This window comes from Dyadobacter sp. (assembly GCF_051859145.1).
In the GTDB taxonomy this organism is placed as follows: Bacteria; Bacteroidota; Bacteroidia; order Cytophagales; family Spirosomataceae; genus Dyadobacter.
The window spans coordinates 1-26,207 of the sequence record NZ_JBHYGF010000013.1 but is presented as its reverse complement, the minus strand read 5'-3'; the positions used below and the strand labels follow the sequence as shown (position 1 = coordinate 26,207).

Here is a 26,207-nt window from a genome sequence, read left to right as displayed (position 1 = left end):
GGCCCGTCCGCTTTTTTGTGACCTGATCAGATTCAGAACCCGCTTCCTTTATCCATTCATTTCGGAGATGGTATGGTGATTCGCCCGGGCAGGTCAGAAGAGCGCTGGAAAAGTAATTGTACTCTTCGCCTGCTTTTTCTAAATTTATAATCTTGCAATTAGCTCATTAATAATCCGGAGTAACCAGGTGATACTTCTTGAACTGATACTGTTTATTGTCGCAGGAACGATCTGCTTTATCGTCAGCCAGATACTCAACTGGTTTGATGAAAAGTATCCTTCCAAAAAAGAGTACGTAGTCCCTCCAAGACTACGTCGCGGCAAGATCAAGGCGGATCTGGATATGATCCTGCATTCCTACCAACAAGGTTTACTGAACGAGGAGCAATACCTTGACCAGGCCGACGAGCTGATCGACGAACTGGCCGATTTGCTGCATAAAAAATAATGCATTGAAAATATGTTGCTAAAGTAAAAAGAGCCTTCCCGGAACAAGAAGGCTCTTTTCAGTCAAATAAAATGCATTATTACTTTGAAGCCGGCGCCACGTATTCCAGCCGCTGCTTGTCTTTCAAAAGTTGTGCACGAAGCTGCGCGTAATCTACATCCTGTACTGCCACCTTCTTGTCAATAGCCAGTACCGCCGCCGAGGCTGCACTTTGGCCCAGGATCATAAACACAGGTTCCATGCGGATAGAACCAAATGCAATGTGCGTGCTGGACAAACATACCGGTACCAGCAAATTATCGCATTCGCCCTTTTTAGGTACCAGCGAACCATAAGAGATCGCGTAGGGTACCTTGGGATGCACACCGATATCCCCTTCATTTTGAACAAAACCGTCGTCTTTCACATAACGCTGCGCATTGTGCGCATCCAGTGAGTAGGATCCCATTCCTACGGACTGGTTCACCGCCTTTTTTCCCAGAGTCTCGTTTTCAGTCATCACTTCCTGGCCGATCATCCGGCGTGCCTCACGCACGTAGATCTGGTGCGGCCAGCCGCCATTATCTTTAAATTCATCCTTAGGAAGTCCCCATTTTGCCATTTCGGCGCGCACGCTGTCGGGTACATTCTTGTCATTGGTCAGGTAATACATCAGACCTTTCTGGTACAATTCATGTTCCTTGATAATCTGCTTTCTCCGCTCGTATGTCGCATCGGGATAGTCGTAGTTTTGACCAATGAAATCCGTGCTGAATGGGCCGTGGTTGTTGGTGTCCGTTTTTTTGTTGGGAATTGGATCGTACTTGTCGAAAGTTTCTGACCAGCCCGCTTTGTAAACTCTCGCCAGCAGCTCGTATTTCGCAGGATCATAACCTGCGGGTTTAGCAAATGGAATGCGGTTATCAGGATTGGCCGAAAGGCACATACGGAAGCAGTAAGCCTGGATCTTATTGTCACCGTCGCCATTTTTCCCGATAGGTTCAGCCGATACATAAGGAAGAAGCCCGCTTTTCGGATCACCCTCAATCTTGTACGGACTCACATTCTTTTTGAAATAATGTCCATGCTGGAAAACACCCGCCTGGATCCCGTTCCATTCTTCATTGTAAACACTGTTGGCTTCGCGTCCCACATGGTATTTTACACCCGCTGCGGCCATTAAGTCTCCCTCGTAGGTTGCATCAATGAACATTTTACCTTTAAAGGTTTTGCCGCTCAATGTTTTGAAAGAAACGATCCTGCCGCCTTCCATTTTCACACCTTTTTTGCGGTCGAGCCACTCGTCGCGGTATACTTTCAAATTGTTTTCTTTTACAAAATCCTCAAAAACGCGCTCAGCTACTTTGGGTTCGAATATCCACATCGTACGGTCGGCACCGTCCATTGCAGGTGTACCCTGGCCTTTGTTGCCGTATTCTTCTTTCTTCTGCCACTGCCACGCTTCCGGCTTGTCATAATGCAGGTACACGCGGTGGTAAAACTCACGCGCCAGCCCGCCGATCACTGATTTATTGCCCGTGTCAGTAAAGCCCAGTCCGCCCGACGAAAGTCCGCCGAGGTGCGTGTCAGGGGATACCATGATTACCGTTTTGCCTTGCTTAACAACCTGTACTGCTGCCGTCACCGCGCCCGAAGTTCCTCCGTAAACGATCACATCGGCCTCGAAATCATTTTTTTGAATATCTGCATACAACAAAGCGGGGAAGAGGGCTGCGAATACAAATGCGACTATTTTTTTCATTATCAAAAAGGTTAGGTAAATTATTTAACTGCCGGTACCATCAGCACGGCATCTGCGAGCACAAGCCCGTCTGCTCCTTTATTGGACATTTCTACAAAAGCTTTGGAGCCCGCAGCAAGATCGAAGTCTCCCAAAAACACCCATTCACCCGAAGTTTGACCTACTACCTGCACATCGGCAGTTTTGATCGAAACATTCTTCTGGTTTTTACCGTCGGAAACAGTGAGCGGGATAATGGAAGACAATCCTGGCAGTTTGGGTAAATAAATGTAAGCTGCGTATTTGCCTGCTTTGGGAATTAGTGGCGTAAACCGGACAGTCTGCGTGCTTTTTGTAATGGTATCAGAAGCAAAAAACGAAGGTCCGTAGCCGCCTTTGCTGCCGGTATTCCATTTGCCTTCGACTTTGACATGCTGCCTATCTTCATTGTCAACAACCACGTGCTGGATTTTACCCGTTACCAGCGGATTGGCCGCCAGCTGCTTTTGCAGCTTTGCAACATCTACTTTTTGCACAGGCACTTTGCCGTCGATCGCCATCACAGCCGCCGCCGCCGCTGACTGGGCGAGTACCATAAATACCGGCTCCATCCGGATCGAACCGTAAGCAATGTGCGTGGCAGACAGGCAAACAGGCACAAAAAGGTTGGTGCATTCAGCTGGTCTAGGAACAATCGCCTGGTAAGAAACAGGGTAGGGGCCAAAGCCGCCAACTTCTACATTACCTTCGTTTTTAACCATTCCATTCACCACAAGGCGCTGAATGTTATGCGAATCCATTGTGTAGGCTGCCATTCCTACACCGTCCGTTACTACCTTCTTTCCTTCACAATTGGCTTGTGTCATCACGTAGTTGCCCACCATTCTCCGGGCTTCCCGCACATAAAGCTGCGGCGACCAATTGCCTGTGTGGGTGTACTCATCCTTGGGATAACCCCATTTGAGCATTTCATTTCTGAGTTCCTGAGGTACCCGCGGATCGTGGCCCACGAAATACAGCAGACCTTTGGTATACACCTCGTGTTCCCCGATGATCTCCTCACGCTTTTTGTAGTCCGCATCCGGATACGCGTAGTTGGTGCCGATCATGTCCGTGGAAAAGCCGTTGCGGTTGTTAATGTCCGTCTTGTTGTTGGGCATTTTACTCCAGATGAAATAATCGTTGAGCGTTTTCCGCTGCGGCTGTTTGTTCATCAGCCTTACCAACAGTTCGTAGCGCGTCGAATCGTATCCGGCTGGTCTTGTAATTGGTACCTGATTGGCCGGATCGGAAGTGAGGCAAATGCGGTAGTTATAGGCCTGTACCTTCTTGTCACCGGTTCCGTCAGGCAGCAGCTTTTCATCTGAAATACCCCAAAGCAATCCGCTTTCAGGTTTGCCCGGAATTTTGTAAGGATCAATGCCGTCGGGAAACTGGTGGCCTGTCATCAGCTGCACGCCATTGATCGTCTCGCCATATTCAGCATTTGCTTCCCTGCCTACTGCATAGGAGACGCCTGCGCGCGCCATCAGGTCGCCTTCATAAGAACAATCGACGAACATAGCGGCTTCGATCGTAGTATTAGTGGCGGGATCGGGCTTAGCGCTGTTTTCCAAAACAATGGAAGTGATTGCTGTACCGTTCTTGGCTGCCGAAACAATCCGGCGCTGGTAAGTCACCTTGATGCCCGCTTCATCCAGGTACTGCTGCAAGTATTTTTTAGCTACATGCGGCTCAAAGATCCATTGCTCAAACTTGCCGTAATGCTTGCCAAGTCTGCGGTAAAAGTCGAGTGACAGACCTGAGATCGCATATTTATTGCCAATATCCGTCTGTCCCAGACCACCCGAGGTCATGCCGCCCAAATGCAAGGTAGGTTCGATCAGCGCAACCGTTTTACCCATTTTCTTGGCTGTATAAGCCGCAATTACGCCTGCCGCCGTGCCCCCGTAAATACAGATATCCACTTTCTGAGCTGCCTGTCGCGGCGCAGCGCGGAACCCGGAAGCCACAAAGGCAGTCAGGATCGTAAAGGCTACCAGTTTAATTCTCATTTCATGCTTGATTTAGTGAGTAGTTGTCAATTTTCAATATCCCGGGTTTTGGTCGGTAGGCTTGATCGCCTTGTTATAAAGAAGCTCGGAGTTCGGGATCGGCCAGAGCATGTGCTTGTCTGCTACCACGATTTTCTTTGTCTCCAAAATCCGCTGTTTGGCGATGCCCAATCGTTTGAGATCGTTCCATCTTTTACCTTCATACATGGTTTCGTAACCTCTTTCCTGCACGACTTTATCAATAAAAGCAGTAAGTCCGGCAAAATCACTCAGTTTGAAATCCACTGCGGAAGGCGCTTTGGAGTTAAACCCGTATGCCCGGCGGTGCACTTTGTTCAGGCTTTCCAAGCCCTCAGCAGTCGGTTTTCCATTGGCGCGGGCATCTGCCTCGGCATGGAAAAGGAGCAGATCCGCATAACGGTACCATGGATAATCGTTGCCTGCGCCTGCGGTTGCAGCCGGGTCACGGTACTTGCGGAACAGGCAGGAATTAGGCCCGAGACCGATATCTACATTGTACAGAATGTGCGCCTTGCGGAGATCCTTAGCGTCCCAGTTCTTGATAACCGGATTGGAGACCGAGTCAGTATACTGTGCATACACGCCACCCGGACCGTAGTAGTTATACTTGTCCGTCTTGCGGTGGGCGTAGCTTACCAGACCAAAACCTTGCTGGCGGGAATATTTGAAATAGAAAATCTCCTCGGTGGTATTCACAACCTCGGGCCCGTATATTTTCTGGAAATCCTCAGAAGTAGCTACTTCCACCAGCGAATATTTATTGCTCTCCACCACTTCCTTCGACTTGGCCTGAGCGCCCGCCCAGTTTTCCTGATACAGGTATATCTCTGACAAAAGCGTTTTTGCAGCCCATTTGGTTGGTCTTCCAATTTCGGCAGGTGCATCAGGCAGACCGGCTTCGGCTTCGAGTGCATCGGCCAGGATCAGCTTGTACACATCTTCCACGCTGGCGCGGGGAATGTCGGCTACCGTCATATTTTCTTCGGTACGAAGCGGAACGCCGCCCCAGTTACGCACCATCGCAAAATAGATCAGCGAACGCAGGTACTTCGCTTCCGCAACAAACTTCGACTTTTCTTCCGGGCTCGTACTGGTCCCTTTCGGAACGTTGCTGATCACCAGGTTCGCATTACGGATCGACTGGTAAAAGTTATCCCAGATTACCGCCACACGGTTAATGTTCGTATTATCAAGTCCTTGGTAAAGGCTCACAGCAGTCTGTGTACCGCGTGAATTTCCGTAATCGGCCAATCCTTCCAGCTGTGCGGGATAATTGATGGAAAGTCCGTTATCGACGCGCATTGGTCCATAAATCGCATTAACTGCCGCTCTGGCTTCTGAGGCAGTATTGTAGAAGTTTTCCGAAGCCAGCGATTTTGGTTTTTCTTCCAGCAGGTCCGAGCAGGACATGAAAACCACGGCTGAAAACAAGCAGGTGAATATCTTATTCATTGTAAAATTTTTATGCTTTGTTAAAAATCAAAACCCAACTCTCAAACCTACTGTGGTCGTCTTGGCCGCAGGGTACACATAATGGTCGATCCCCTGTACGAACGAGTTACCGCCCCCGTAGGAATTTACTTCGGGATCATACCACGAGTATTTCGTGAAAGTGATCAGGTTCTGGCCGCTCACATAAATCTGCGCATTGCGGAGCCATTTCAATTCCAGTTTTGATACGGGCAGATTGTAGCTGAGCTGAATGTTTTTGAAACGCAGGTAAGAACCGTCTTCCACAAACCTGTCTGACATTTGCGCCTGGGAAGAGGTCCGGATAATCGGATACTTCGCGTCGGTGTTGGTTGGTGTCCAGTGATCGAGATATACCTCACGCGGCATGTTCAGCGCCTGTCCGTAATCGTAACCTTGTCCCTGCGCGCTAAGGTTGAAAATGTCATTACCCTGGGAACCTTGAATGAAGATGTTCAGGTCAAAGTTTTTGTAGGACATCGACGAATTGAAGCCGTAGGTAAACTTGGGATTAGGATTACCGATGATCTTTTTGTCACCTGTATCTCTTGCGCCGTTGTTGTTGAAATCTTCATAGGCGATAAAACCTTTGTCGTCGTAACCTTTCTCCACATACCCGTAAAAAGAGCCGAGCGGAAAGCCTTCACGAAGAATATTCACATTGTCGTTCACAGCCGCACCAATCGTTTGTCCAAGGATATCATTGCCGCCGTACAGCTTAATCACCTTGTTTTTATTGATAGAAAGGTTGGTCGAGATATTCCATTTAAATGCACCTTCAAGTACAGCTGCATTCACGCCGAGTTCCAATCCCTTGTTCTGGATCTTACCGATATTCTGGATCGTGAAAGTATAGCCGAGCGAAGAAGGAAGCGCTACATTGTTCAGCAAATCGCGGGTGTTCTTAATGTAGTAATCGGCTGTTAATGTAAACCGGTTGTTCAGAATGCCCAGGTCTATCCCGATATCTGCCTGCGCCGTGGTCTCCCATTTCAAAGGCGCAGCCAGTCTTGTTCCGGGTGCGTAGTAAATGTTGAGCGCGTCGCCGAAAACGACCTGGTTGGAAATAAGCTGGTTTAATGTAAAATAAGGCTGAATGGAGGTATTACCCGTTTCGCCATAACCCGCACGGATTTTAAGATCAGAAATAAAAGGAACGCTCTTGATAAAGTTTTCCTCAGAAACGCGCCACGCCAAAGCCGCCGGAGGGAATGAACCCCATTTCTCGCCCTCGCTGTACCGCGAAGATCCGTCGGCCCGGAAGCTGACCGTCGCGAGAATTTTGCTGTTGAATGTATAATTCACCCGCGCCAGGTAGGAGAGTAGTGCCCATTTCTGGTAAGAAGAGAATGGTACTTCCTGGGTGGCAGCTGCACCTATGTCGTAGGTTTCCTGGTTATCACTGATAAAGCCGCTTCCCGCCGTTCTGAATGCAGTAGCAGTGTAATCCTGGTAAGTGAAACCCGCAACCGCCGATATATTATGCTTGCCGAAATCCTTGTTATAGTTGACCGTGTTTTCGCTCAGAAAGCTCGTGATCTGCGCAGTTTCAATGCGAGCCGAACCTTTTGAGTTGACAAAACGGGTTGTAGTGTAGGTATCTGTTTTATCATCGGTGTTCTCAATACCCGCCAATGTTTTGATGGTCAAACCTTTCACCGGCTCAAATGTTACGGCCGCATTGGTCAGCACTTTGTTGGAGCGGATCTTGTCCGAAAAGTAGTTCAGGTAGTTCAGTGGATTGGTAATCACATTCGATCCCCATGCGTAAGATTCTGCCAACCTCGAATAGCTTCCATCCGGCAGTACAGCCGGGATCGTAGGATAACCCGATAGCATAGCCGACATCAATGTACCTCCGCGGTTACCACGCTCCGAATTCTTACGGTCGGAGTCAATGCGGCTGAGAATAGAGCTGATATCAAACTTAAACTTCTTACCCAGGTCCGAACTCAGGTTAACCCGCAATGCATTGCGCACGTAATCGCTCCCTTTCACAATTCCGTCCTGATTGAAATTACTCAATGCGACTGAAAAGCGCGTTTTTTCGGTACCCCCGCTCACAGTTATCGCGTGGTTTTGAACAGGCGCTTTGCGAAAAACAATGTCCTGCCAGTCTGTACCTTCGCCGAAGCTATTGATCTGATCCTGCGTAAAATGTGGTGCAACGCCGTCGTTGGCTGCCTGCTCATTATAAAAGTTCGCATACTCGGTCGCATTCATCAGGTCGAGCTTCTTGCGGATCGTCTGAATTCCGTAATACCCTTCATAATCTACATTGATCCGGCCCGCTTTACCGCGTTTGGTAGAGATCAGTACCACACCATTTGCCCCGCGTGAACCGTAAATAGCAGTTGCGGAAGCATCTTTAAGTACTTCGATGGATTCGATATCTGCATTGTTAAGCAGCGTCGGGTTACCTGAATATGGAAAACCGTCTACCACATAAAGCGGCTCGTTGCTACCCTGAATGGAGTTGGTACCTCTCACGCGAACACTGATCGGGCTGCCTGGCGCTCCTGTATTCTGCGAAACGTACACCCCAGCCGCGCGACCAGCAAGCGACTGCACCAGGTTTGTGGCCGGGTATGCATTCAGTTCGGTAGATTTAATGGAAGCTACCGAGCCGGTCAGATCGCTCTTTTTCACCTGACCGTAACCGATCACCACAATCTCCTGCAAAGACTTGTCTTCCAGTACCATATTCACGATCAGCGCCGACTGGCTGCCGATCACAATCTCCTGCGACTGATAACCCACAAAGCTGAAAATCAGCACTGCGTTGGCAGTAGCGTCAGGCACATCTACCTGGAACTGACCTTCTGCATCAGTGGTAGTACCAGTTTGCGTACCTTTCAAAACCACGCTTACGCCGGGTAAGCCAGTGCCTTTTTCATCCAGAATTTTTCCGGAAATGTTTTTAGCAGGTTTTGCAGTGCCCTCGGTTGCCTTTACATCCGGCAAGCTTCCCTGCCGTTTCAAAATGATGATTTTTCCTGAAATTTCGTATTGCAGTCCCAGGGGTGTAAGTACCTGGTCCAGCACTTCATACAAAGGTTTGTCCTGGGCCGAAACAGTTACTTTCCGGGTTGAGTTGATCAGCTTGGAGCTGAATACAAACCGCACGTCAATCTGCTTTTCGAGCTGAGCGAGGACTTTCCTTATTTCACTTCCATTGGCAACAATGGATATTTTCTGGCTGAGCAGCGTTTGTGCACGGCCCTCACGCGCATAGCTGGTTCCTATCAACAAGAGGGCAAACAGGAGTTGGGTAGCTGTTATTCGCATCGTCCACTTTAATACCTGACGGCACTTTAAAGGTTTTTTCATAGATTTGATTGTTTTGTTAAGATTGAAAAGTTGGCAAAACAGCCCCCGCCTCCGTAATGGAGGTAAATGACGCCAATCATGTGGGGACAATAATCAGGAGTCGGTAATGCGGGAACATTGCCGGCTCTTTTTAATTGGTAGTCAGTAATTTCTGTTTTTTTGAATAATGCGGTTTAAGGGTTTACAATTAAGACCAGGTACTTGCATTAATTCCGGCAGCCCCTGCTGTGGATCACGATCTGTCCGTCGATGATCTCGTAATTGGCCTCAATGGCTTTACAAATGATCGAAAGCTTCTCGTGCAGCGGCTGGTTATCCAACATCGCGGTGACCGGACAACCGTTCAGCAGCTCTTCGTCGAAAATAATATCGATTCCATAAGCCTTTCCAATCGACGCGATGGCCTGGCTGGCGGGCGTATCTTCAAACTCGAAATGGGGTACCTGCGATTTGGAGACGATGATTTCAGGTTTTTCCACCAGCGTTTTGACCATTCTTACATCATCACGTTCAAATATGATCTTCTGATTGGGCGAAAGTACCACGCCTTCCTGCTCGCGCTTGCCGGCTTTTGCCTGCAAACCAGCCCCGGCTTTGGTGAACACCGAAACGCGGCCGGTCTTTACCTCCACGGTAACCTGGTGCGACGATTCAAATGCATTGATCGTAAAGCTGGTACCCAGAACTTTGGTGATCAGTTCATTGGCATATACAAAAAACGGCCGGTCCGGATCTTTCGAAATCTCAAAGAATGCATATCCATTCAGCACAACTTCGCGCTTCGAGTCTGTAAACCGGACAGGATAAGTAATGCTGCTGCTGGGAGAAAGCGTGATCTGGCTGCCATCCGAAAGCCTTACTATCATCGGGTGGGCTGTTGCATTTGTCTTTTTGATTTGCTGCGGCTGTGTCTGCTCCTGCGCCGGGCCGGTGCCAAGTGTACCAATCGCCGGTAGTTGCTCATTGAGCTTTGAATGCATAACAAACCAGCCTGCCACAATCAGCAATGCAACCGATGCTGCAAACCGGAACCAGACTGCCTTGTAAAACGGGCGCCGCGGTAAAGTGCGCGTGTCGGGCTCCTGGCCAGTCTGCTGTATTCTTGCCACCGTATTTTTAACGATACTATCGATCTCGGAGGCAGATAGCGCGGGTTCGTTTGTGCGCAGGGCCAATACCACCTGCCGCGCCTGCCGGGTAACTGGCAGGATCTGCGGGTTTTCTGCGAGCCACTGCGTCCAGGCAGCGTCACTTTCGCGCGTAGGAGCGAGTACCCACTGCCTGAAAAACGGGTCCCAGACAAAGTCCTCAGCTTCAAAATTTAGGTATTGGTCCATACAAGAAATTGCGTCTATGATACGATAGACAGAAACAGGTACGGGATACCAATAAATTTTAAATTATTTCTGGATAAAAGATAAAAACCGAATTTGAAAGCAGGCTAGTGCTGGTTTTTACACAAATAAATGGGCGAGTACAAAGACGATAAATTCGGCTTTCCAGTGATTTTGAAGCTGCTTGATTGCTATCTGAAGCAGGTTGGAGACAGTTTGCGGGGATACTTCCATGATCTCGGAGATTTGGTTGCGCTCCAGTTCCTGGAAAAATTTCAGGTAAATCACCTCTTTCTGGCGGCGCGGCAGTTCGTCTACCAGCTTTTTTAGCTTGTGTGTTAATACAAGAGTGGATTCATTGTCAATGTACTCCTGCTCCACAGAAAACTCAATTTCGAATGTACCCTCCTGGTTATCAAAAGGTTCGTCTGAAAGTCGCGACTTGCTGGTGATGTTACGGTGCATCAGTCTGCGCAGCGAAGCCATCATATAGGGTTTGACAGCAATATCGGAACTCAGGTTCTGACGTTTTTCCCAAAGTGTCAGAAAAAGGTCCTGAATGCAGTCTTTGACAAACTCCTTATCGCTTGAAAACTTGCTCCCGTAATGGAAAAGCGCGCGGAAGTGCGAGGACATCAGCTGATCAAATGCAGTTACATCACCCGCAATAAACCGCTGCCACAACGCTTGGTCGTCGGGCACTTCGGGTCGGGGTAATGCTATTTTCATCAGGAGTTCGGTTTATTATCCAAAATAATGATAAATAACCTGTAAATCACAATATTCCTTTGAAAAAGAGCACGATCATCTCTTCTGGCAAGCAGTGCAGGGCCAATTATCGAAAAGGATTGATAATATACTCCGCGCGGTAAATGGGGTTTGAAGCTTGTAAGGTCCAGATCACGCGGCCGGTCGGGTCTGTTTTGATCAGCTTTCCATTGGTGGCGCTGCCTGAGAGGATATTTCCGTCGGGCAGCATCATGGTACTTCCCATAATCGCCGAATAGAGATCAGGAGAAAGCGTAGCCTGGATCTTGCTGGTTGCTTCCAATGTCATTTCATTCAGGTTAAATGAAAGCACCCGGGAGCTTGGTCTGGCGGCGGATCCATTGTCAAAAAGCATGATTTCGTCGTTTGCATTGCGGTGCGCAAAATGCTGGAAGAGGAAATCAGAGCCTGCCGGCATTTTAACATTCCCGTTTTTACCCAACTTCCACATTACTTTTCCCGAAACTGCATTGACCTTCCATACCTGCGAAAGTGCGCGCAGGGAGATGATGTAGTTGTTATCCTTATCAATCACCAGTGAATTTCCCCAGGGCTGCGCATAGTTCGTAGGGTCAATGCTGGTCAGCTCGTTGAAGGTAGACCACGACCAGATCTTATTGCCCTGACTATCGAGCACCAGGATACCGTCACCTGGCAAATTGTCTTTAAACTCGTTGGTGATTGCCACAATATTTCCCTTGCTGTCCATTTGAAAATCGTGATGAACTGATTTATCAAAACCTTTTTCACCCATTTTAAAATAGGACAAGGTATCTCCGGCCAGCGATGTTTCAAGGATAATATTACCATCTCCCATCGGCGTTGCATTTTCGTCCAGCAGGATCAGCAGCGAATGTTTAGGTGTAAAACGCGCCGTTTTGATCACGTATTTGGCAGGAGGCGACCAGTACCAGGCGATTTTGCCCTTCTTATCAAGAATCACGAGCCCATTGGGTTTGGTAGAAGGCACCAGGAAGTAATATCCCGGCAAATTTTCCCGGATACTGTTTTTGCTTTCATCATAATACGCTTTCAGCCAGGCGGGCATTTCGGCTGTGGTAAAGCTTTTTACATCGCCAGTTTGTTCCGCTCCGTCGCCTGCTTTCGAGATAATTTGGTAGTTGTAGGCTGTATTTTCTTTGAGCTCAAAAAGTGCGATTGAGTGGCTCTTTTTTGATGAGGAAACTGGTGACGAGGCCGCATTGCCTTCACTCCCCGCAGCAGGCCAGTACCTCACGCTTGCCTCCGATTCTTTGGACAAGGTAAACTTGACCCTGGCCGTTAATGCAGCTATGCCGCTGTTCAAAACCGTGGCGGATTGAACCTGCGGGGTTACATCGGCATTATCGCTCTCACAGGAAAAACCAATTCCTGCAAGAGCGACAAATAAGTAAAGATTGAATTTCTTAAACATAGCTTATTCTTTGTCCCACCAAACTCTTTTCAGCCAGTCGTCTGCGCCGCCGATCCTGCCGATTGCCTCGGTATAATTCGTCGGGTTTTGTACAGCCTCCGATTCAGGATAGAAAAAGCGACGTGGTATCACACCATTGGTTCCGCTAGTGTACCAGTCTACCGAAGTAAAAGGCACTAATTTGGGGTAACCCGTTCTCCGGAAATTGGAGTAGGCTTCACTTCCATTCAGGAAGAAATTCACCCACATCTGTTCGTGGATCACCTTCATCCGACCGTCCAGCGTTGTTGGGAAAGCGGCGTAATTGGCTTTCAATGCATCAATAGCAGGTTGTGTAATCGCGGGCGCGCCGGGATAGCTGCTCATCATTTCGCATCCCGCCTGGATACCTTTCATAAAATGGTCCTGCGGATTGGTTTGTCCGCCCCAGCCGCGTGAAGCAGCTTCGGCAAGCAGAAGCTCCACTTCTGCATAAGTCAGGTGAAAAAACGGTGCATTGAATGCGGCTACATATTTGCTGGGCTGCATTCTGCGGTAAGCAGTAGGTACCACCACGCTCTGCCCCGAAGCCAGCTTGATCGTCTGATCCGGCATCCACACATTCCATGACATACCTCCGTAAGTCAGACCTTCCTGCAAGTAGGGGGTAATGTCGAGGTTATTGTTGTTGTCAATAGCTTCGCTGCCATTCACAGGCAGGTAAGTGCCACCGTAAATGAACAAACGCGGATCTTTGGTCGCTTTCAGGTAGTCAACCAAAGTATTCGCCAGCCTGAAACCCGAGGAAGAAACATCTGCCTGGAATACTTGCGACCGGCCATTACCACGGTTTTCACCGAAAGTATAGTTAATGGATTCGTGGCGCATCATGCAGGTATAGCTGTTGTCCGTCATTACACCACCTGCGATCGCCGCTTCCACCTGCTGTTTGGCAAGGTCGGGCTTCACTTTGGTAAGCCGGAAGCCAAGGCGCAACCGCAGCGAGTTGCCGAATTTCATCCATTTATCCACATTACCATCGTAAAATGCATCGCCAGGAACGGTTCCTTTGGTTGCATCCATTGCTTTCACAGCCGCATCCAGTTCACTGAAAAAGCTGTTGTAGATCTCTTCCTGCGTATCGTATTTGGGTAAAAAGATCTTGTCTGTATACCCTTTAATCGCCTCTGAGTAGGGGATATCTCCGTAAAGGTCTGTCAGCCTTGAAAAAATGTACACCCGCAAAATCCGGGCTGCCGAATTGATATTGACGTTTGCAGGATCGTTATTGGTCCGGTTGATCAGGTCCTGGATGTTTTTAAGGTCGCGGGGATAAGTGGTTTCCCACAAAGTATACCACTGACCTTTATCCAGAATACGGTACTGACCCCCGTGCTGCGTCCACCAGGATCCCGCCAGGTGCTGCACCAGCGGCGAGCTGATCGCCAGGTCATAGCGCCACACATCTTCGCGCTGGCCCGACAGATCAGCCTGCACCTTGGTCAGCTGCACGCCCGGGGAGATCGTGGAAAAGCCCGCGGGATTTTTGTTTAATTCTTCAAAATGTTCGGTACAGCCCTGCATGAGCATAGCAAGCGCCGCCAGTGAATATATGATCTTTTTCATGTTCAATGTCTTGTTTAGAATTTCACTACCAGATTGAAACCGTACCTTCTGCGGCCCGGCAGAGAGCCGTATTCAAAGCCCTGTCCATTGCCGTTATTGTAGTTGGACTCCGGGTCGATATTAGGCGTGTTTTTGCTGATAATCCAGAGGTTACGTCCGATCACACCGAGCGTAATCGTTTTGAAAGGCGTCTTTTTCAGCAGTGAGCTTGAAAAGGTATAGTTAAGCCCGAGGTCGCGCAGCTTGATGTAGCTCGCATCGTAAATAAAAGGCTCAGGTATGTTGTTACCAATGCTCTGCCAGTAAGCCGCAGGGCTGATCGGGATCGTGTTCGGCGCTCCTTCCTGGTTTACACCCTCGCCGATAAAGCCCCTGTTGGCACGGTCCACATAGTACGGACTTGCGGGATCATCCAGGTTAGCTTCCTGGCCTGCTGCCTGCGCGGCGGCTTGTGCCAGCTGGCGCTCGCGCTGGTATGCATTCCAGCCCTCGCGGCCTTCTTCCGTATTGGCGTGAGAACCGTTCATGTGCATGGTCATGTTGGTCATCGAAAACAGATCACCGCCCACGCGCACATCAAACGCCGCTTTCAGTTGCAGTCCTTTGTAACCGACCGACGTAATCACCCCGCCTGTCCAGTCGGGAAGCGTGTTGCCCAATGCGATCGGTCTCGCTGTCGGGAGCGGCTCTCCGTTGCTGCTGTTATATACCCGGTTTCCATTCGCATCGCGCAAAAACCCATTTCCCACGATCGTTCCGAAAGGTTTACCTTTTTCAGCGATGATCGTCGCGCCAGCCCAGCGCGCTTCCGCTACGGTGAAGGTTTCAAGCAAGTCGCTCAGCTCGACTACTTCGTTGACATTTTTTGCAAAATTCAATGACAAATCCCATTGAAAACCATTGTCCAGCTTCACCGGCGTGGTGTTCAAAAGGATTTCCACCCCGCGGTTTCTCAGCTTGGCTGCATTCAGTGAAGCCGTGTTGAAGCCCGTCGTTTCTGGTACGGTGATATCCAGCAAAACGTCATTGGTTACTTCATCATAATAGGTAAGGTCCAGTCCGATACGGTCGTGGAACAGGCGGATATCCGTTCCCAACTCAAAAGAAGTCTTGATCTGCGGTTTCAGGTTTGCATTCGGGATAGAACCGCCCAGGATTTCTCCCATCGGCAGCCCGCGGATCGAGCGGCCTGTCAGACTGTACGCGAAAGTGGTTTTGTAAGGATCAAAATCACTACCCACCTGTCCCAGCGAAGCCCGGATCTTGGCAAAAGAAAGTACCGGCGATTCGATCTTGAATGCGTCTGTTACCACAAAGCTCGCGTCGACGGAAGGATAAAAGAAGGAATTGTTCTGAGGAGGAAGGGTGGAGGCCCAGTCGTTTCTGCCCTGCATGTTCAGAAACAGGAACTCGCGGAAGCTCAGCTGCGCACTGGCAAAAACCGATTGGATCTCTTTGCGGTTGTCAAAAGGCTGGATCAGCTTCTCTGTAAAATTGACCAGGTTGGCCGTTCCCGGCTGGATAATCTGCGTCGCGCTGATATTGTTTCCCTTGCTGCGGTACTTCATCAGGTTAGCGCCCACCATCGCCGAAATCTTGAAGTCTTTCCCCAGGTCTTTGTTGAAATTGAACAAACCCTGGAAGTTGGTCTCGTTCGTATTCATCGAAAGCTGGTTCAATGCGCCTCCGTCGTAAGCCGGCGTGTATTTATCGTAAAAATTCTCGTGGTTGAATGTAAAAAAGTCGGTACCTGCCTGCAAGTTGAGGCTGAACATGCTATTGAATGTATAGTTCATGTTCAGGTAGCCGCCCGCTCTTTCCTTGGTACTTCTGTTGAAGGTTTTGTTGAGCGTCCAGTACGGATTCGAGCGGTAAATGTTGCCCGTGTAGTTTTTATAAGTGCCGTCCGGATTGGTATAATCCTGTAACCAGGCCTGGTCAAAGTTGGCAGCAAGACCGAGCAAACCATTTCCGATGTTATTTACCTCGTCGGTCAAAGCCGGCCGGTTTTTCACTTTCTCCGTCATATAGTTGATCTTGGCATCTACCGAAAGCTTGCTGGTAACCTTCGAAGTAGCCCGGATCGCGAAAATGTTCTTGTCATAACCGCTTTTTGGTACAATATCCGTGTTGGTGATATTTGAGTACGACATCCTGACCGTGTTATCATCTTTGCCGCCCGAAACTGCGATCGTGTTCATCGCCGTTCTTCCCATTCTGAAAAAATCCTGAATATTATCGTCCATATACCGGTAGGGGCGCACTGTGCCGTCTGCCTGGGTAATGGTTTCAAAATCAGTAAACTTGGGTCCCCAGTTGCTGGTAATGTTTCTTGCCTGCAAAGGATCTGTCGGGAAAACGCCGTCATTTCCCTGTCCGTACGTTTTCTGGCGCTCGTCCATGCGGGTAGAGATCTCATCCAAAGTAAATGAGCTGTTCAGCTCCACACCAACTCCCTTGTTTGCCTTACCGCTTTTGGTAGTGATCAAAATCACCCCGTTCAATGCCCGGCTTCCGTACAATGCCGCCGCCGCCGATCCTTTCAGTACCGAAATGGACTCGATATCATTGGGGTTAATGTCGGAAAGACCATCACCCAGGTCGAACCCGCCCCATTGACTTGCGCTTCCGATGTTACCATTGACCGCCGGCACACCATCAATCACATACAAAGGCTGATTACTGCCCTGCAATTCCCGGATTCCGCGGATTACCACGCGGCTCGAACCCGTAGGGCCAGCCGTGGTAGAGGAAATATTAACACCCGCAACCTTTCCGGCAATGGAGGCGATTGCATTGGTTTCCCCATTATTGGCGATATTCTCCGCGCCTACATCGGACACGGCGTAACCCAGTGCCCGCTTCTCGCGTTTGATCCCGAGCGCAGTTACAGTTACCTCGGAAAGCACCTGCGTATCTGCATTCAAAGAAACATCAATGGTAGTCTGCGTACCCACTGTAACATCTTTCGGCGCGTAGCCGATAAACGAAAAAGTAAGCACGCCACCGCTGGGTACATCAATGGAGTAATTACCGTTGGAGCCCGAAGCAGTGCCCTGGTTAGTGCCTTTTACGAGTACCGAAACGCCCGGAAGCGGCTCGTTGGTTTCTGCATCTTTGATAAAACCTTTCACGGTCACGTTTTGAGCGCGGACCTGGAAGGCGAGAAGCAGAAAAAGAATGAGAGGAGAAATTCTTTTCATAGAGTTGTTAGTAGATAATTTTGCAAGGGTATAGAAATTAGAAAGAGTAATTTGCTGAGCGTGAAGATTACAGTACATTGTTTTGTTGCGCCTAGATGCAAAACTAGTTACATAATGCATGCAGACCGGGTATCCAAATGTTACATATTGCATTATCAGGCGTTACCTGCCGCATGTAACATTTGTCAAAGCGCAGGCGGCGCAGCACTGCTCTTTTTACGACTCGCGTAAGCAGAAGGCAGCTCGTTGAACTTCTCGCGGAAATGTTTGGCAAAGTATTTCTGATTGTTAAACCCGACCTGGTAAGCGATTTCTGAAACGGTAAGCTGGCTCTGTTCCAGAAGCTGACGTGACCGGTCGAGGCGAATCGTGCGGATGAAATCGACGGGCGACTGGCCGGTCAGGGTATGGAGTTTCCGGTATAAATGAATGCGGCTCATGCCCAGTTCCTTGCTGAAAGCTTCGACTGAAAAATCCGGATTGGCCATATTCTTCTCAACTACCTCGATGGCTTTCTGGATCAGCTTCTCGTCGAGCGAGCTGATCGCCACATCCTTTCCTTTGATGGTGACCTGCTGGCGGTAAGCCTTGCGGGCTGCATTCTGCTGGTTGAGCAAACTTTTGATTTTCGATTGGAGTATCTCAAAATTGAAGGGTTTTTCAATGTAATCCTGCGCGCCGGTCTGGTAACCTTCCAGTTTTTGTTCCTCCGAATTGCGGGCAGTGAGCAACAGTACCGGAATGTGCGAGGTAGCAGCATGCTCTTTCAGTCTGCGGCAAAGCTCGATCCCATTCATTTCAGGCATCATCACGTCGCTCACGATCAGGTCTGGCAGCTCTGCCAATGCGCTTTTCAATCCTGCCTTTCCGTCCGCTGCTTCCAGTATGTGGAAGTTCTCTGAAAGGTTTTCTTTCAAATATTGCCTGAAGTCGGCGTGGTCTTCCACCAGCAGGATCTTGGCGCGTGCAGGAGGTAAATCTGCCGGTTGTTCGGTGATGAGGGATGCAGCTGCCGGGCTTGGCATTGTTTTCGGTTCGGGCCTGATTTCACCGGGATCGGGGGCGGGCAGTGTGACGGTAAAGCAGCTGCCCTGATTAGGCGCGCTCGAAACGGTGATCGTGCCGCCGTGTATCCTGACAAACTCCCGCGTAATGGAAAGTCCGATGCCGCTTCCCTGGTTGACCATGCTCACAGGCAGCTCATTCTGGAAAAAGCGGTCGAAGATCTTCTCCTGTTTTTCCGCAGGAATACCGATCCCCGTGTCCATTACATTGATTTCCAAAAATCTGGATTGGTCTGAATTATGGATGACATTGGTGGTCACCTTTACGGTCCCATTTTCGGGTGTAAACTTGAATGCATTGGAAAGCAGGTTAAACAGGATCTTTTCCAGCTTATCTTCATCAAAAAGCGTCACCAGCTCCTTCACCTGCGACTCGAAGCTGAGCTTTACATGTTTTTTCTCCGACAAATCTGAAAACGAGAAGGTAGCCTCGCGGATGAACCTAAGAATATCACTTTCCCGCGGATGAAAGCGCATTTCCTGAAATTCCAGCTTACCCAGGTCGAGCAGCTGGTTAACCAGGTTCAGGAGCCTTTTTGCATTGCGGTAAATCAGGTTGAGCTGGCCTTGCCTGCGTGGCTCGTCAGTTTCCTTCACCATATTTTCAATCGGAGAAAGGATCAGCGTGAGCGGCGTGCGGAATTCGTGGCTTACATTGGTGAAAAAGTTGATTTTCATCTGATCCAGCTCGTGCATGCGCTGGGCTTCTTTCCTTTCCTGCTGATGCTCAAACCGGATCCGTTCCCGCCGCAGGATCTCTCTTCTTGACAAATACAAAATCAACGCGAGCAGCATCATGTAACACACTACCGCCGTCCAGGTCTGCCACCAGGGCGGCAGAATAACGATTTTCAGCGCTGCGCCACGCTCCGCCCAGGCACCGTCATTGTTGGAGGCAGTTACTTTGAAAACGTAGGTACCCGGGTCCAGGTTGGTGTAAGTTGCCCTGCCGGATTTATCAAGCGGCGTGATCCAGTCCTTATCAAAACCTTCCAGCTGGTAGCGGTACCTGTTTTTATCGGGATGAAAAAAGTTCAGTGCCGAAAATTCAATGGAAATCACATTCTGATCGTGCCTGAACGTGATCTCCTGACTGCGGCTCAGCGCTTTTTCCAGAATGACCGATCCGTCTGTTTCCTTACCAATACCTACTTTTTTGTTAAACAGATACAAATCGGAAAGTACTACCTGCGGTGTTCTGCTGCTGGTTTTGATAAGCTCGGGATCAAAAAGGTTGAACCCTTTTGAACCCCCGAAAATCAGCTCGCCCGAGCGGGTGGTCAATGCGGCATTCTCGGTAAATTCTTTCCCCTGCAATCCGTCGGACTCGTCGTAATTAATGAAGCTGAATTCCAATTCGCCGTCGGTGCCGGATACCTGCATTTTGCTGAGCCCGTTGGTAGTACCCAGCCAGAGATTGCCCCGCCGGTCCTCGGTGATGGACAAAATGGTATTGTCGGGCAGCCCGTTTTCTTTTCTGAGCGTGCGAAAGCTGTTATGTTTTTGGTCATACAGATTCAATCCCTCGTGCGTGCCGATCCACAGCAGGCCTCTTTTGTCTTCAAAAATGGTGTGTACCAAATTGTTGCTCAGTGCGCTGTCGCTTTTTGCATTGCTCAGAAAATGCGCAAAGCGGTTGGTTGCGTAATCATATCGTTCCAATCCATAAGAAGTCCCAATCCATATTTTGCCAGACTTATCTTCCCTGATCTCACTCACATAGCTCGCGTGAATGGAATTGGGCGCGCCACTGGCGAAGTGGGTGAATATACCCGTCGATCTGTCGAGCCGGTCGAGGCCGCCATTTAATGTACCTATCCAGAGCTGTCCTTTCGAATCCTCGAAAATCTCCCAGATACTATCGTCTGCAATGCTGTTTTTATCAGCCGGATTATGCCGGTATGTTTTGAATGTTTTCCCGTCAAAGCAGCTGAGCCCGCCGTAGTAAGTGCCGATCCAGACCTTTTTCTGACTGTCTATCAAAAGGCTTACGATCACATTGCTGCCAATGGAACCGGGGTCACCGGCTTTGTGCAGGTACGTTTTGAATGTATCGTTCTGTCTGTCAAAATAAATCAGCCCGCCTCCGTTTGCAGCCAGCCACAGATTCCCTTTTTCGTCTTCTGCAAACCGGTTGAGATCGTTGAAAGGTAAGCTCGCCGCCTGGGAGCGGTTTTGCTCGTAAATGGGGAAGCGGAAAATATTCTCGTGGTAGTAATTGATCCCGTCCTTGTAAGTTCCCGTCCAGATTATGCCGCTATCGTCTTTGTAGAGGCTGTTAATTGTATTCTGGCTCAGGCTCTTTTTATTGTCGATATCATGCACCAGGTAGCTGATCTGCCATTTTTGTTTGTCCAGAATATTGATCCCGCCGTGATCGGTACCAATCCAGATCAGCCCGTTATTCCCCTCTACGATCCCCTGGATGATGTTGGAGTTGAGCTTTAAGCCGGGTGTGTTTTTATTAATGTAGGTAAAAGCTTTTGTTTTCGCATTGAAATAATGGACACCGCTGTTAGCCCGGAGCACGTAAATCCAAAGATCCCCGTCTTTGTCGATTGTTATGCTGTAAGGTAGTTCCTGACCTGCATTCCGCTCCCGGAGCAATGCATTCCGGTACAGGAGGCGGTGATTTTTTCCGTCAATCTGATCCAGTATCCCGTTCCTGTGCAGTACCCACATGTTACCCTCTTTGTCCCTGCTGATCGCCGCGATCCGGTTGTCGGCGTGCCGGTAATGCAAATGCCGGGTAGACTGCCCCTTTCGGTACAGGTAGATCCCCGAAGAATCGTGAACAAACCAGGATTGCCCGCGCGCGTCTGTCACGATATCAGAAACAGCCGCATCGGCAAGTCCAAAGCGGCGGACATACTGCATTGTATTCCGGATAAAACATTCTTTTTCCGGATCGAAAATGCTGATCCCTTCAATGGTAGTGACCCAAACCCGGCCATGCGGATCTTCAAAAAGCTTGATAATGTGGTTGTTCTGAACAGAACTGGAATCGCGGATATCATTTTTAAAAACACGCACATTCCTGCCGTCGTACCGGTTGAGGCCCGAAATGGTACCGAACCACATATAGCCACGGCTGTCTTTCAAGAAGCAGGTAACCTGGTTGTTGGAAAGCCCGCTGGCCGCGTCGAGCTTCATAAACCGGTAGGGGGTAGATTGCGCGGAAGACTTGTAGGTCAGGGTAAGAAGAACTAAGAAAAAGAAGAGGATTTTTCCCCACATCCGGCAGTATCATTGAGTTTAGTAACCAATATAATACATATCTCACAACTTCGATGTGTGTGGATGGGAAGCCCGGACCTATTGTAATCTTGCGAAATCAGTGATCGGGCGTTTCCGACAGCATTTCCCTGATCTCTATTAAAGCACTTCTGACCCTCGATTTGACGGTACCCAATGCAACTCCCAGCTGGGCAGCGGCGAGTTCGTGGGTGTAATCCTGAAAATAGATCAGCTCGATCACCTGCTTTTGTTTATCTGTAAGCCGCTCCACATACGCATTCAGCTCAGTGGCGCTCAGGCGTGGATTGGAAATGATCAGCGTGATAATATCTGCCTCGCCAACCGTTTCCCAGCCCACATGATTTTTGAATTTGAGATTGGTACGCAGCCTGTCAATCGCAGTGTTGCGGGCGATATTGAGCATCCAGGTGAAAAGTGTCCCTTTTTCCTTCTGGTAGCTGCCGATATGTATCCAGATTTTCAACAAGGTATCCTGCACGACATCGTCCACCTGGTGCTCGTCTCTGATGATCTTATATACAATTTCGGTCAATGCAGGCGCATAGCGATCGTGCAGCAACTTAAATGCCGGATTATTACCAGCTTTAAGAAGCGCTACCAATTCCGTTTCTGAAAAACTCACATCGTGTTTTTTCATTGAATAGCAATCCGGCCGAAGCAGGAAACGGATTTCAGGAATGGGCAGGTTTGAGGTGAGCTGCGGAGAGCTGGCAGCGGAAAATCGCGCGGGTGAAAGGTGTCATGTAAGCGTTGTTGATGATAGTAACATACGCCCGGCACTTGTTAAAAAGATTGAAACGGTAGTTGTTTTTACCGGATTGCTGCCAAATACTACTTTATCAGATGACTTACTGGTAAAAGCATTTATTAGAATTCGGTATTATATTTCTGATTAATGAAATGATCCTGTAAAAAGATCAGGTAGCTAGCCCAATTTAGTAAAATCGGAATTATACTACCGATTTAGCTTTCAAATGACTAAATTTTCCGTTAATATTGTAAAATACGTAACATAATACCGATGAACAGGGTTGAATTAGGAAGATCTATTGCTGCCCGTAGGCAGGATCTAGGTTTGAAGCAGGAAGACGCCGCCGAAATGGCAAATTTAACTGCCAAAACACTGTATACCATCGAGCGCGGAAAAGGAAATCCGTCGCTGGCTTCGCTGGAAAAGCTGCTCGGGGTACTAGGTATGACGTTTCAAATAGCAATCAGATCTACAGATGATGAGGGGGCTCGTTTATAACAATGGCATATTAGCCGGGTTTCTGGATAAGGATCAAAGTGGCCGGTACACCTTTGAGTATGAGGCAGGCTACCATTCAGATCCGTCAAAGCCAGCAATCAGTTTGACTTTGCCTAAAAGTGCGCGGGTCCATCAATCAGCAGCGTTGTTTGCCTTCTTTTTTGGCCTTTTAGCCGAGGGGGTCAACAAGGATATTCAATGCCGTGCGCTGCGGATTGATGAAAATGACCATTTTAAAAGATTGCTTTTAACAGCCGGCGATGACACGATCGGGGCTATCACCGTTAAACCTGAATAATATGCAGTGTGCAGCGTGCTATCGGGAATCGAAATATGATTTTTGTCCCAAATGCAGTAAAAGGCTTTTCGACGGGATCAGAATCGCCGCGCACCTTTCGTATGCTGCGCCCAAACCTGACAATCTCCCGGATTATCTGAAACACACCACGCGGCTTTCCATTTCGGGCGTACAGCTTAAATATTCCCTGCGCCGAGAGGAGAAAGCATTGGTACTGACCGAAAATCAGGGTGAATACATTGTGAAGCCGGTGCCGCCTTCCACTCAGCTGGCTGCCATTGAAGATGCGCCCGAAAACGAGCATCTTACCATGCAGATCGCCGAGCAGGTTTTCAAAATCCGTACAGCTGCGAATGCGCTCATCTATTTCGATGATGGCAAGCCTGCCTACATTACCAGGAGGTTTGATTTGAAAACCGACGGGAAGAAATACCAGCAGGAGGATTTCGCCCAGCTTTTGAACAGGACTACCGCGTCCAACGGACAAAATTACAAGTACGATGCTACCTACGAGGAAATTGGAACATTGATCCGCAAATACGTAGCCGCCGCGCCGCCAGCGCTTGAAGCACTTTTCAGACTGGTCGTATTCAATTACATAGTGGGCAATGGAGATGCACACCTCAAAAATTTCTCCCTAATACAACATGAATCAGGCGAGTACAGGCTTACACCCGCATACGATCTGATGAGTACCAAGCTGCACACACCCTATGAAACCGATATTGCATTGGAGCTTTACGAAGGCTGTCTGGATACGGAGTTTTACGCTGCAAATGGTTATTACGGCCGGCCAGACTTTATCGATTTTGCCCAGCGCCTCGGAATAGCCGAGAAAAGGGCAACCGGGATTCTCGATACCTTTATCGATCTTGAAAGTCAGGCGATGAAGTTCATTGCAGGTTCCAGGTTGTCGGAGGAGAGCAAAAGCAATTATTCAAATATTGTTAGAGACAGACATTCACGTCTGAGCAGAAGATAAACAAACAAAGCGGGACTGCACATTCGTGCGGTCCCGCTTTGTTTAAGAAAATGGTAAACTGTTATTGCCAGCCCGGGTTCTGCCCCAGTTGTGGGTTCCTGATGCGGTCTGCTTCGGGAATGGGGTAGAGGTACTTCTTGTCTGCCCATTCACGCGGACCCCGGTTCCAGATCACCTCACCGGAAGTGCCGCCCGAAAGCTGCAACCTTCCCGCTGCGGTCGACGGGCTTACGTCCACAAATGCGATACCCGGCGTGGTGGAAGCAGGCTTGGTACCCTGGTAAAAGTATACATCGTTTTTGCCGTCGCCATTCAGGTCTTGTTCCCCCAATTTGCTTACGTAAATTCCATTCATCGTCGCTTTCTGGAACAGGTCACCCAGTCTCCAACGAATCAGATCGTCACGGCGAAGTCCTTCGAAAACCATTTCGGTACCACGCTCGCGCAGCACTTCCAGCAGCACGGGATCGGTAAACTTGCCATTGAAAAACGCGATCATGTACGGATCTGCAACAGTAGGTACCGTGGTCAGTGTAGCGCCAGTGATACCAGCTCTTTTGCGGAGTGCGCCGATGGTATTGGTCCATTCTGTGGCGGTCATCAGATCCAGTTCTGCCAGCGCCTCGGCTTTATTCAGCAGCACTTCACCCCAGCGCATAATAATGTGCGCATTGTCGTTGCGGCTCTCGTCGTCGTAAGGAAAACGCTCATCGAAAGACCATTTGATAGGTTGGTAACCCGTTACCGTTTGTGAAAAGTTAGGCGGAGCAATCACAGGTACGCCATTCTCTGTCCGGGTATAATCACCCACGCGGATCGTCTGTTTTAAACGCAAATCACGGCTTTTAACCTCCTCCACAAACGGTGTGGTCTGGTATCCCGCCTTGCTTGTAAAGGGTGTACCGTCCAGGTTGAGGTAAGTGTTGACAAACCGGCGGGTCAGGCTAGGGCGGTTGCCGTAAGTAGGACTGATAAAGCGGCGGTTGGCCGAGCTGTAAATCTGCAGGCTCGCACTTAATGCGACGGACAGAATGGTCTCGTCGGTATAGGGCGTGCGCGCGATGAACATTTCGCGGTAAGCTCTGTCAAGCGACGCGCCCTGGTGCAGTGAGAAGCCGGTAATCGCATTGGCTTCTTTGATCACTTCCTGGTACCAAGTTTTGGCAGTTGCCTGCTTGTTGTAGCTGGTGTGGTACTTGCGGAATGACGCTTCGTACAAGCAAATGCGCGTTTTGTAAGCGCGCGCTACGTTTTTGGTAATGCGGGTAACAGATGGATCAGAAGTTAAAGTAATGTTTTCAATCGCAAAATTAAGATCAGCCAAAACCTTGTCCATTACTTCGAAACGATCGTCACGGGGCGCATTCAGCTTTTCCATATCCGTTACGTCGATCGGAGTTTCGATCCAGGGCACGTTTCCGAAGCGCTTCACTTTATCAAAGTAAAAGTAAGCCCTGAAAAAGCGGGCAAGACCGAGGTAATGGTTCTTGGTGCCCACCGTGCTTTTCTCCGTATTTGCAATGAAATAGTTGATGTTACGAAGCGGCCGCCAGTTATCCAGCGCCCAGCCTGAGCTGGTGATCGGGCTCAATGCGCCTACTGCCAGGTAATCGTCCACCCCGTTCCTCGCCACGATATCAGAAACATCATCGTCCTGAAAAACACCTACGTCGGTATTGGGCAGGAGATCGTAAAAAGAGTTGCTGTACAGTTCCAGACCGCTTTCTGAGCCAAAAACGGCTTCATTGGTCGCAGTGTCCACGGGGACTTCATTCAGGTCGCACGAGCTGGTTACCAGCAGAAGTGAGAGGGCCAGTGTGCTGCTTATATATTTAAATTTTTTCATAACTGATTAAAAGTTAAGTGTCAGACCTACTGATATCGCTTTGAGCATCGGGTAGTTGTAACCGTCGCCCGAAGTACCGCCGCTGAGGTCAGGATCGGACCCGTAAATGTTTGTAACATCCGTATCGCGTGTCCATTTGTACA

Annotated in this window: 16 protein-coding genes; 4 read left to right on the top strand and 12 right to left on the bottom strand. The window is 49.1% G+C overall.

The annotated features are described in order from the left end of the window. Positions 1 to 187: 187 nt before the first annotated feature. Positions 188 to 448: a hypothetical protein gene (locus tag ACTIE6_RS01435; protein ID WP_439554929.1), complete on the top strand. Its 261-nt coding sequence runs from the start codon at positions 188 to 190 to the stop codon at positions 446 to 448. 79 nt (positions 449 to 527) lie between these two features. On the opposite strand, the gene ACTIE6_RS01430 is transcribed toward ACTIE6_RS01435, so the two are convergent. From ACTIE6_RS01430 to ACTIE6_RS01380, 11 genes are all read right to left on the bottom strand, one after another. Continuing rightward, on the bottom strand, positions 528 to 2,189 hold the full coding sequence (locus ACTIE6_RS01430) for an FAD-dependent oxidoreductase (protein ID WP_439554928.1): 1,662 nt from the start codon (positions 2,187 to 2,189) through the stop codon (positions 528 to 530). 20 nt (positions 2,190 to 2,209) lie between these two features. Next, entirely contained in the window at positions 2,210 to 4,222 is a 2,013-nt protein-coding gene (locus ACTIE6_RS01425; protein WP_439554927.1) for an FAD-dependent oxidoreductase, read from the bottom strand. Between the two features lie 33 nt (positions 4,223 to 4,255). Then, entirely contained in the window at positions 4,256 to 5,695 is a 1,440-nt protein-coding gene (locus ACTIE6_RS01420) for a RagB/SusD family nutrient uptake outer membrane protein (protein WP_439554926.1), read from the bottom strand. 27 nt (positions 5,696 to 5,722) lie between these two features. Continuing rightward, complete coding sequence (locus ACTIE6_RS01415; protein WP_439554925.1) at positions 5,723 to 9,043, bottom strand: TonB-dependent receptor; 3,321 nt, start codon at positions 9,041 to 9,043, stop codon at positions 5,723 to 5,725. Positions 9,044 to 9,249: 206 nt separating this feature from the next. Further along, on the bottom strand, positions 9,250 to 10,380 hold the full coding sequence (locus ACTIE6_RS01410; RefSeq protein WP_439554924.1) for a FecR family protein: 1,131 nt from the start codon (positions 10,378 to 10,380) through the stop codon (positions 9,250 to 9,252). A 117-nt stretch (positions 10,381 to 10,497) separates the two neighbouring features. Further along, on the bottom strand, positions 10,498 to 11,106 hold the full coding sequence (locus ACTIE6_RS01405; RefSeq protein ID WP_439554923.1) for an RNA polymerase sigma factor: 609 nt from the start codon (positions 11,104 to 11,106) through the stop codon (positions 10,498 to 10,500). A 106-nt stretch (positions 11,107 to 11,212) separates the two neighbouring features. Next, positions 11,213 to 12,559 (bottom strand): aryl-sulfate sulfotransferase, encoded by a 1,347-nt coding sequence (locus ACTIE6_RS01400; protein ID WP_439554922.1) that lies wholly within the window; start codon positions 12,557 to 12,559, stop codon positions 11,213 to 11,215. A gap of 3 nt (positions 12,560 to 12,562) precedes the next feature. Continuing rightward, entirely contained in the window at positions 12,563 to 14,164 is a 1,602-nt protein-coding gene (locus tag ACTIE6_RS01395; RefSeq protein ID WP_439554921.1) for a SusD/RagB family nutrient-binding outer membrane lipoprotein, read from the bottom strand. Positions 14,165 to 14,178: 14 nt separating this feature from the next. Further along, complete coding sequence (locus tag ACTIE6_RS01390) at positions 14,179 to 17,367, bottom strand: SusC/RagA family TonB-linked outer membrane protein (RefSeq protein ID WP_439554920.1); 3,189 nt, start codon at positions 17,365 to 17,367, stop codon at positions 14,179 to 14,181. Between the two features lie 185 nt (positions 17,368 to 17,552). After that, on the bottom strand, positions 17,553 to 21,668 hold the full coding sequence (locus ACTIE6_RS01385) for a two-component regulator propeller domain-containing protein (protein ID WP_439554919.1): 4,116 nt from the start codon (positions 21,666 to 21,668) through the stop codon (positions 17,553 to 17,555). A 97-nt stretch (positions 21,669 to 21,765) separates the two neighbouring features. Next, positions 21,766 to 22,326, bottom strand: coding sequence for an RNA polymerase sigma factor (locus tag ACTIE6_RS01380; RefSeq protein WP_439554918.1), 561 nt, complete (start codon positions 22,324 to 22,326; stop codon positions 21,766 to 21,768). Positions 22,327 to 22,710: 384 nt separating this feature from the next. On the opposite strand from ACTIE6_RS01380, the gene ACTIE6_RS01375 reads away from it, so the two are divergent. Genes ACTIE6_RS01375 through ACTIE6_RS01365 form a run of 3 tightly spaced genes read left to right on the top strand, consistent with a single transcriptional unit; the run spans position 22,711 to position 24,218 of the window. After that, positions 22,711 to 22,938, top strand: a complete 228-nt coding sequence (locus tag ACTIE6_RS01375; RefSeq protein ID WP_439554917.1) for a helix-turn-helix domain-containing protein — start codon at positions 22,711 to 22,713, stop codon at positions 22,936 to 22,938. Further along, positions 22,916 to 23,236, top strand: a complete 321-nt coding sequence (locus tag ACTIE6_RS01370; RefSeq protein WP_439554916.1) for a HipA N-terminal domain-containing protein — start codon at positions 22,916 to 22,918, stop codon at positions 23,234 to 23,236. The genes ACTIE6_RS01375 and ACTIE6_RS01370 overlap by 23 nt, the downstream gene beginning before the upstream one ends. A gap of 1 nt (position 23,237) precedes the next feature. After that, the gene (locus ACTIE6_RS01365; RefSeq protein ID WP_439554915.1) at positions 23,238 to 24,218 is read left to right on the top strand and encodes a HipA domain-containing protein; all 981 of its coding nucleotides are present in this window, start codon (positions 23,238 to 23,240) and stop codon (positions 24,216 to 24,218) included. Positions 24,219 to 24,279: 61 nt separating this feature from the next. On the opposite strand, the gene ACTIE6_RS01360 is transcribed toward ACTIE6_RS01365, so the two are convergent. Further along, complete coding sequence (locus ACTIE6_RS01360) at positions 24,280 to 26,064, bottom strand: RagB/SusD family nutrient uptake outer membrane protein (protein WP_439554914.1); 1,785 nt, start codon at positions 26,062 to 26,064, stop codon at positions 24,280 to 24,282. Positions 26,065 to 26,207: the final 143 nt, after the last annotated feature.

Bases quoted from the DNA above. Each gene is read 5' to 3' on its own strand.
- ACTIE6_RS01380 (WP_439554918.1), bottom strand. From the start codon at position 22,326: ATGAAAAAACACGATGTGAGTTTTTCAGAAACGGAATTGGTAGCGCTT.
- ACTIE6_RS01370 (WP_439554916.1), top strand. From the start codon at position 22,916: ATGATGAGGGGGCTCGTTTATAACAATGGCATATTAGCCGGGTTTCTG.
- ACTIE6_RS01385 (WP_439554919.1), bottom strand. From the start codon at position 21,668: ATGTGGGGAAAAATCCTCTTCTTTTTCTTAGTTCTTCTTACCCTGACC.
- ACTIE6_RS01390 (WP_439554920.1), bottom strand. From the start codon at position 17,367: ATGAAAAGAATTTCTCCTCTCATTCTTTTTCTGCTTCTCGCCTTCCAG.
- ACTIE6_RS01430 (WP_439554928.1), bottom strand. From the start codon at position 2,189: ATGAAAAAAATAGTCGCATTTGTATTCGCAGCCCTCTTCCCCGCTTTG.
- ACTIE6_RS01420 (WP_439554926.1), bottom strand. From the start codon at position 5,695: ATGAATAAGATATTCACCTGCTTGTTTTCAGCCGTGGTTTTCATGTCC.
- ACTIE6_RS01425 (WP_439554927.1), bottom strand. From the start codon at position 4,222: ATGAGAATTAAACTGGTAGCCTTTACGATCCTGACTGCCTTTGTGGCT.
- ACTIE6_RS01405 (WP_439554923.1), bottom strand. From the start codon at position 11,106: ATGAAAATAGCATTACCCCGACCCGAAGTGCCCGACGACCAAGCGTTG.
- ACTIE6_RS01400 (WP_439554922.1), bottom strand. From the start codon at position 12,559: ATGTTTAAGAAATTCAATCTTTACTTATTTGTCGCTCTTGCAGGAATT.
- ACTIE6_RS01410 (WP_439554924.1), bottom strand. From the start codon at position 10,380: ATGGACCAATACCTAAATTTTGAAGCTGAGGACTTTGTCTGGGACCCG.
- ACTIE6_RS01365 (WP_439554915.1), top strand. From the start codon at position 23,238: ATGCAGTGTGCAGCGTGCTATCGGGAATCGAAATATGATTTTTGTCCC.
- ACTIE6_RS01415 (WP_439554925.1), bottom strand. From the start codon at position 9,043: ATGAAAAAACCTTTAAAGTGCCGTCAGGTATTAAAGTGGACGATGCGA.
- ACTIE6_RS01360 (WP_439554914.1), bottom strand. From the start codon at position 26,064: ATGAAAAAATTTAAATATATAAGCAGCACACTGGCCCTCTCACTTCTG.
- ACTIE6_RS01395 (WP_439554921.1), bottom strand. From the start codon at position 14,164: ATGAAAAAGATCATATATTCACTGGCGGCGCTTGCTATGCTCATGCAG.
- ACTIE6_RS01375 (WP_439554917.1), top strand. From the start codon at position 22,711: ATGAACAGGGTTGAATTAGGAAGATCTATTGCTGCCCGTAGGCAGGAT.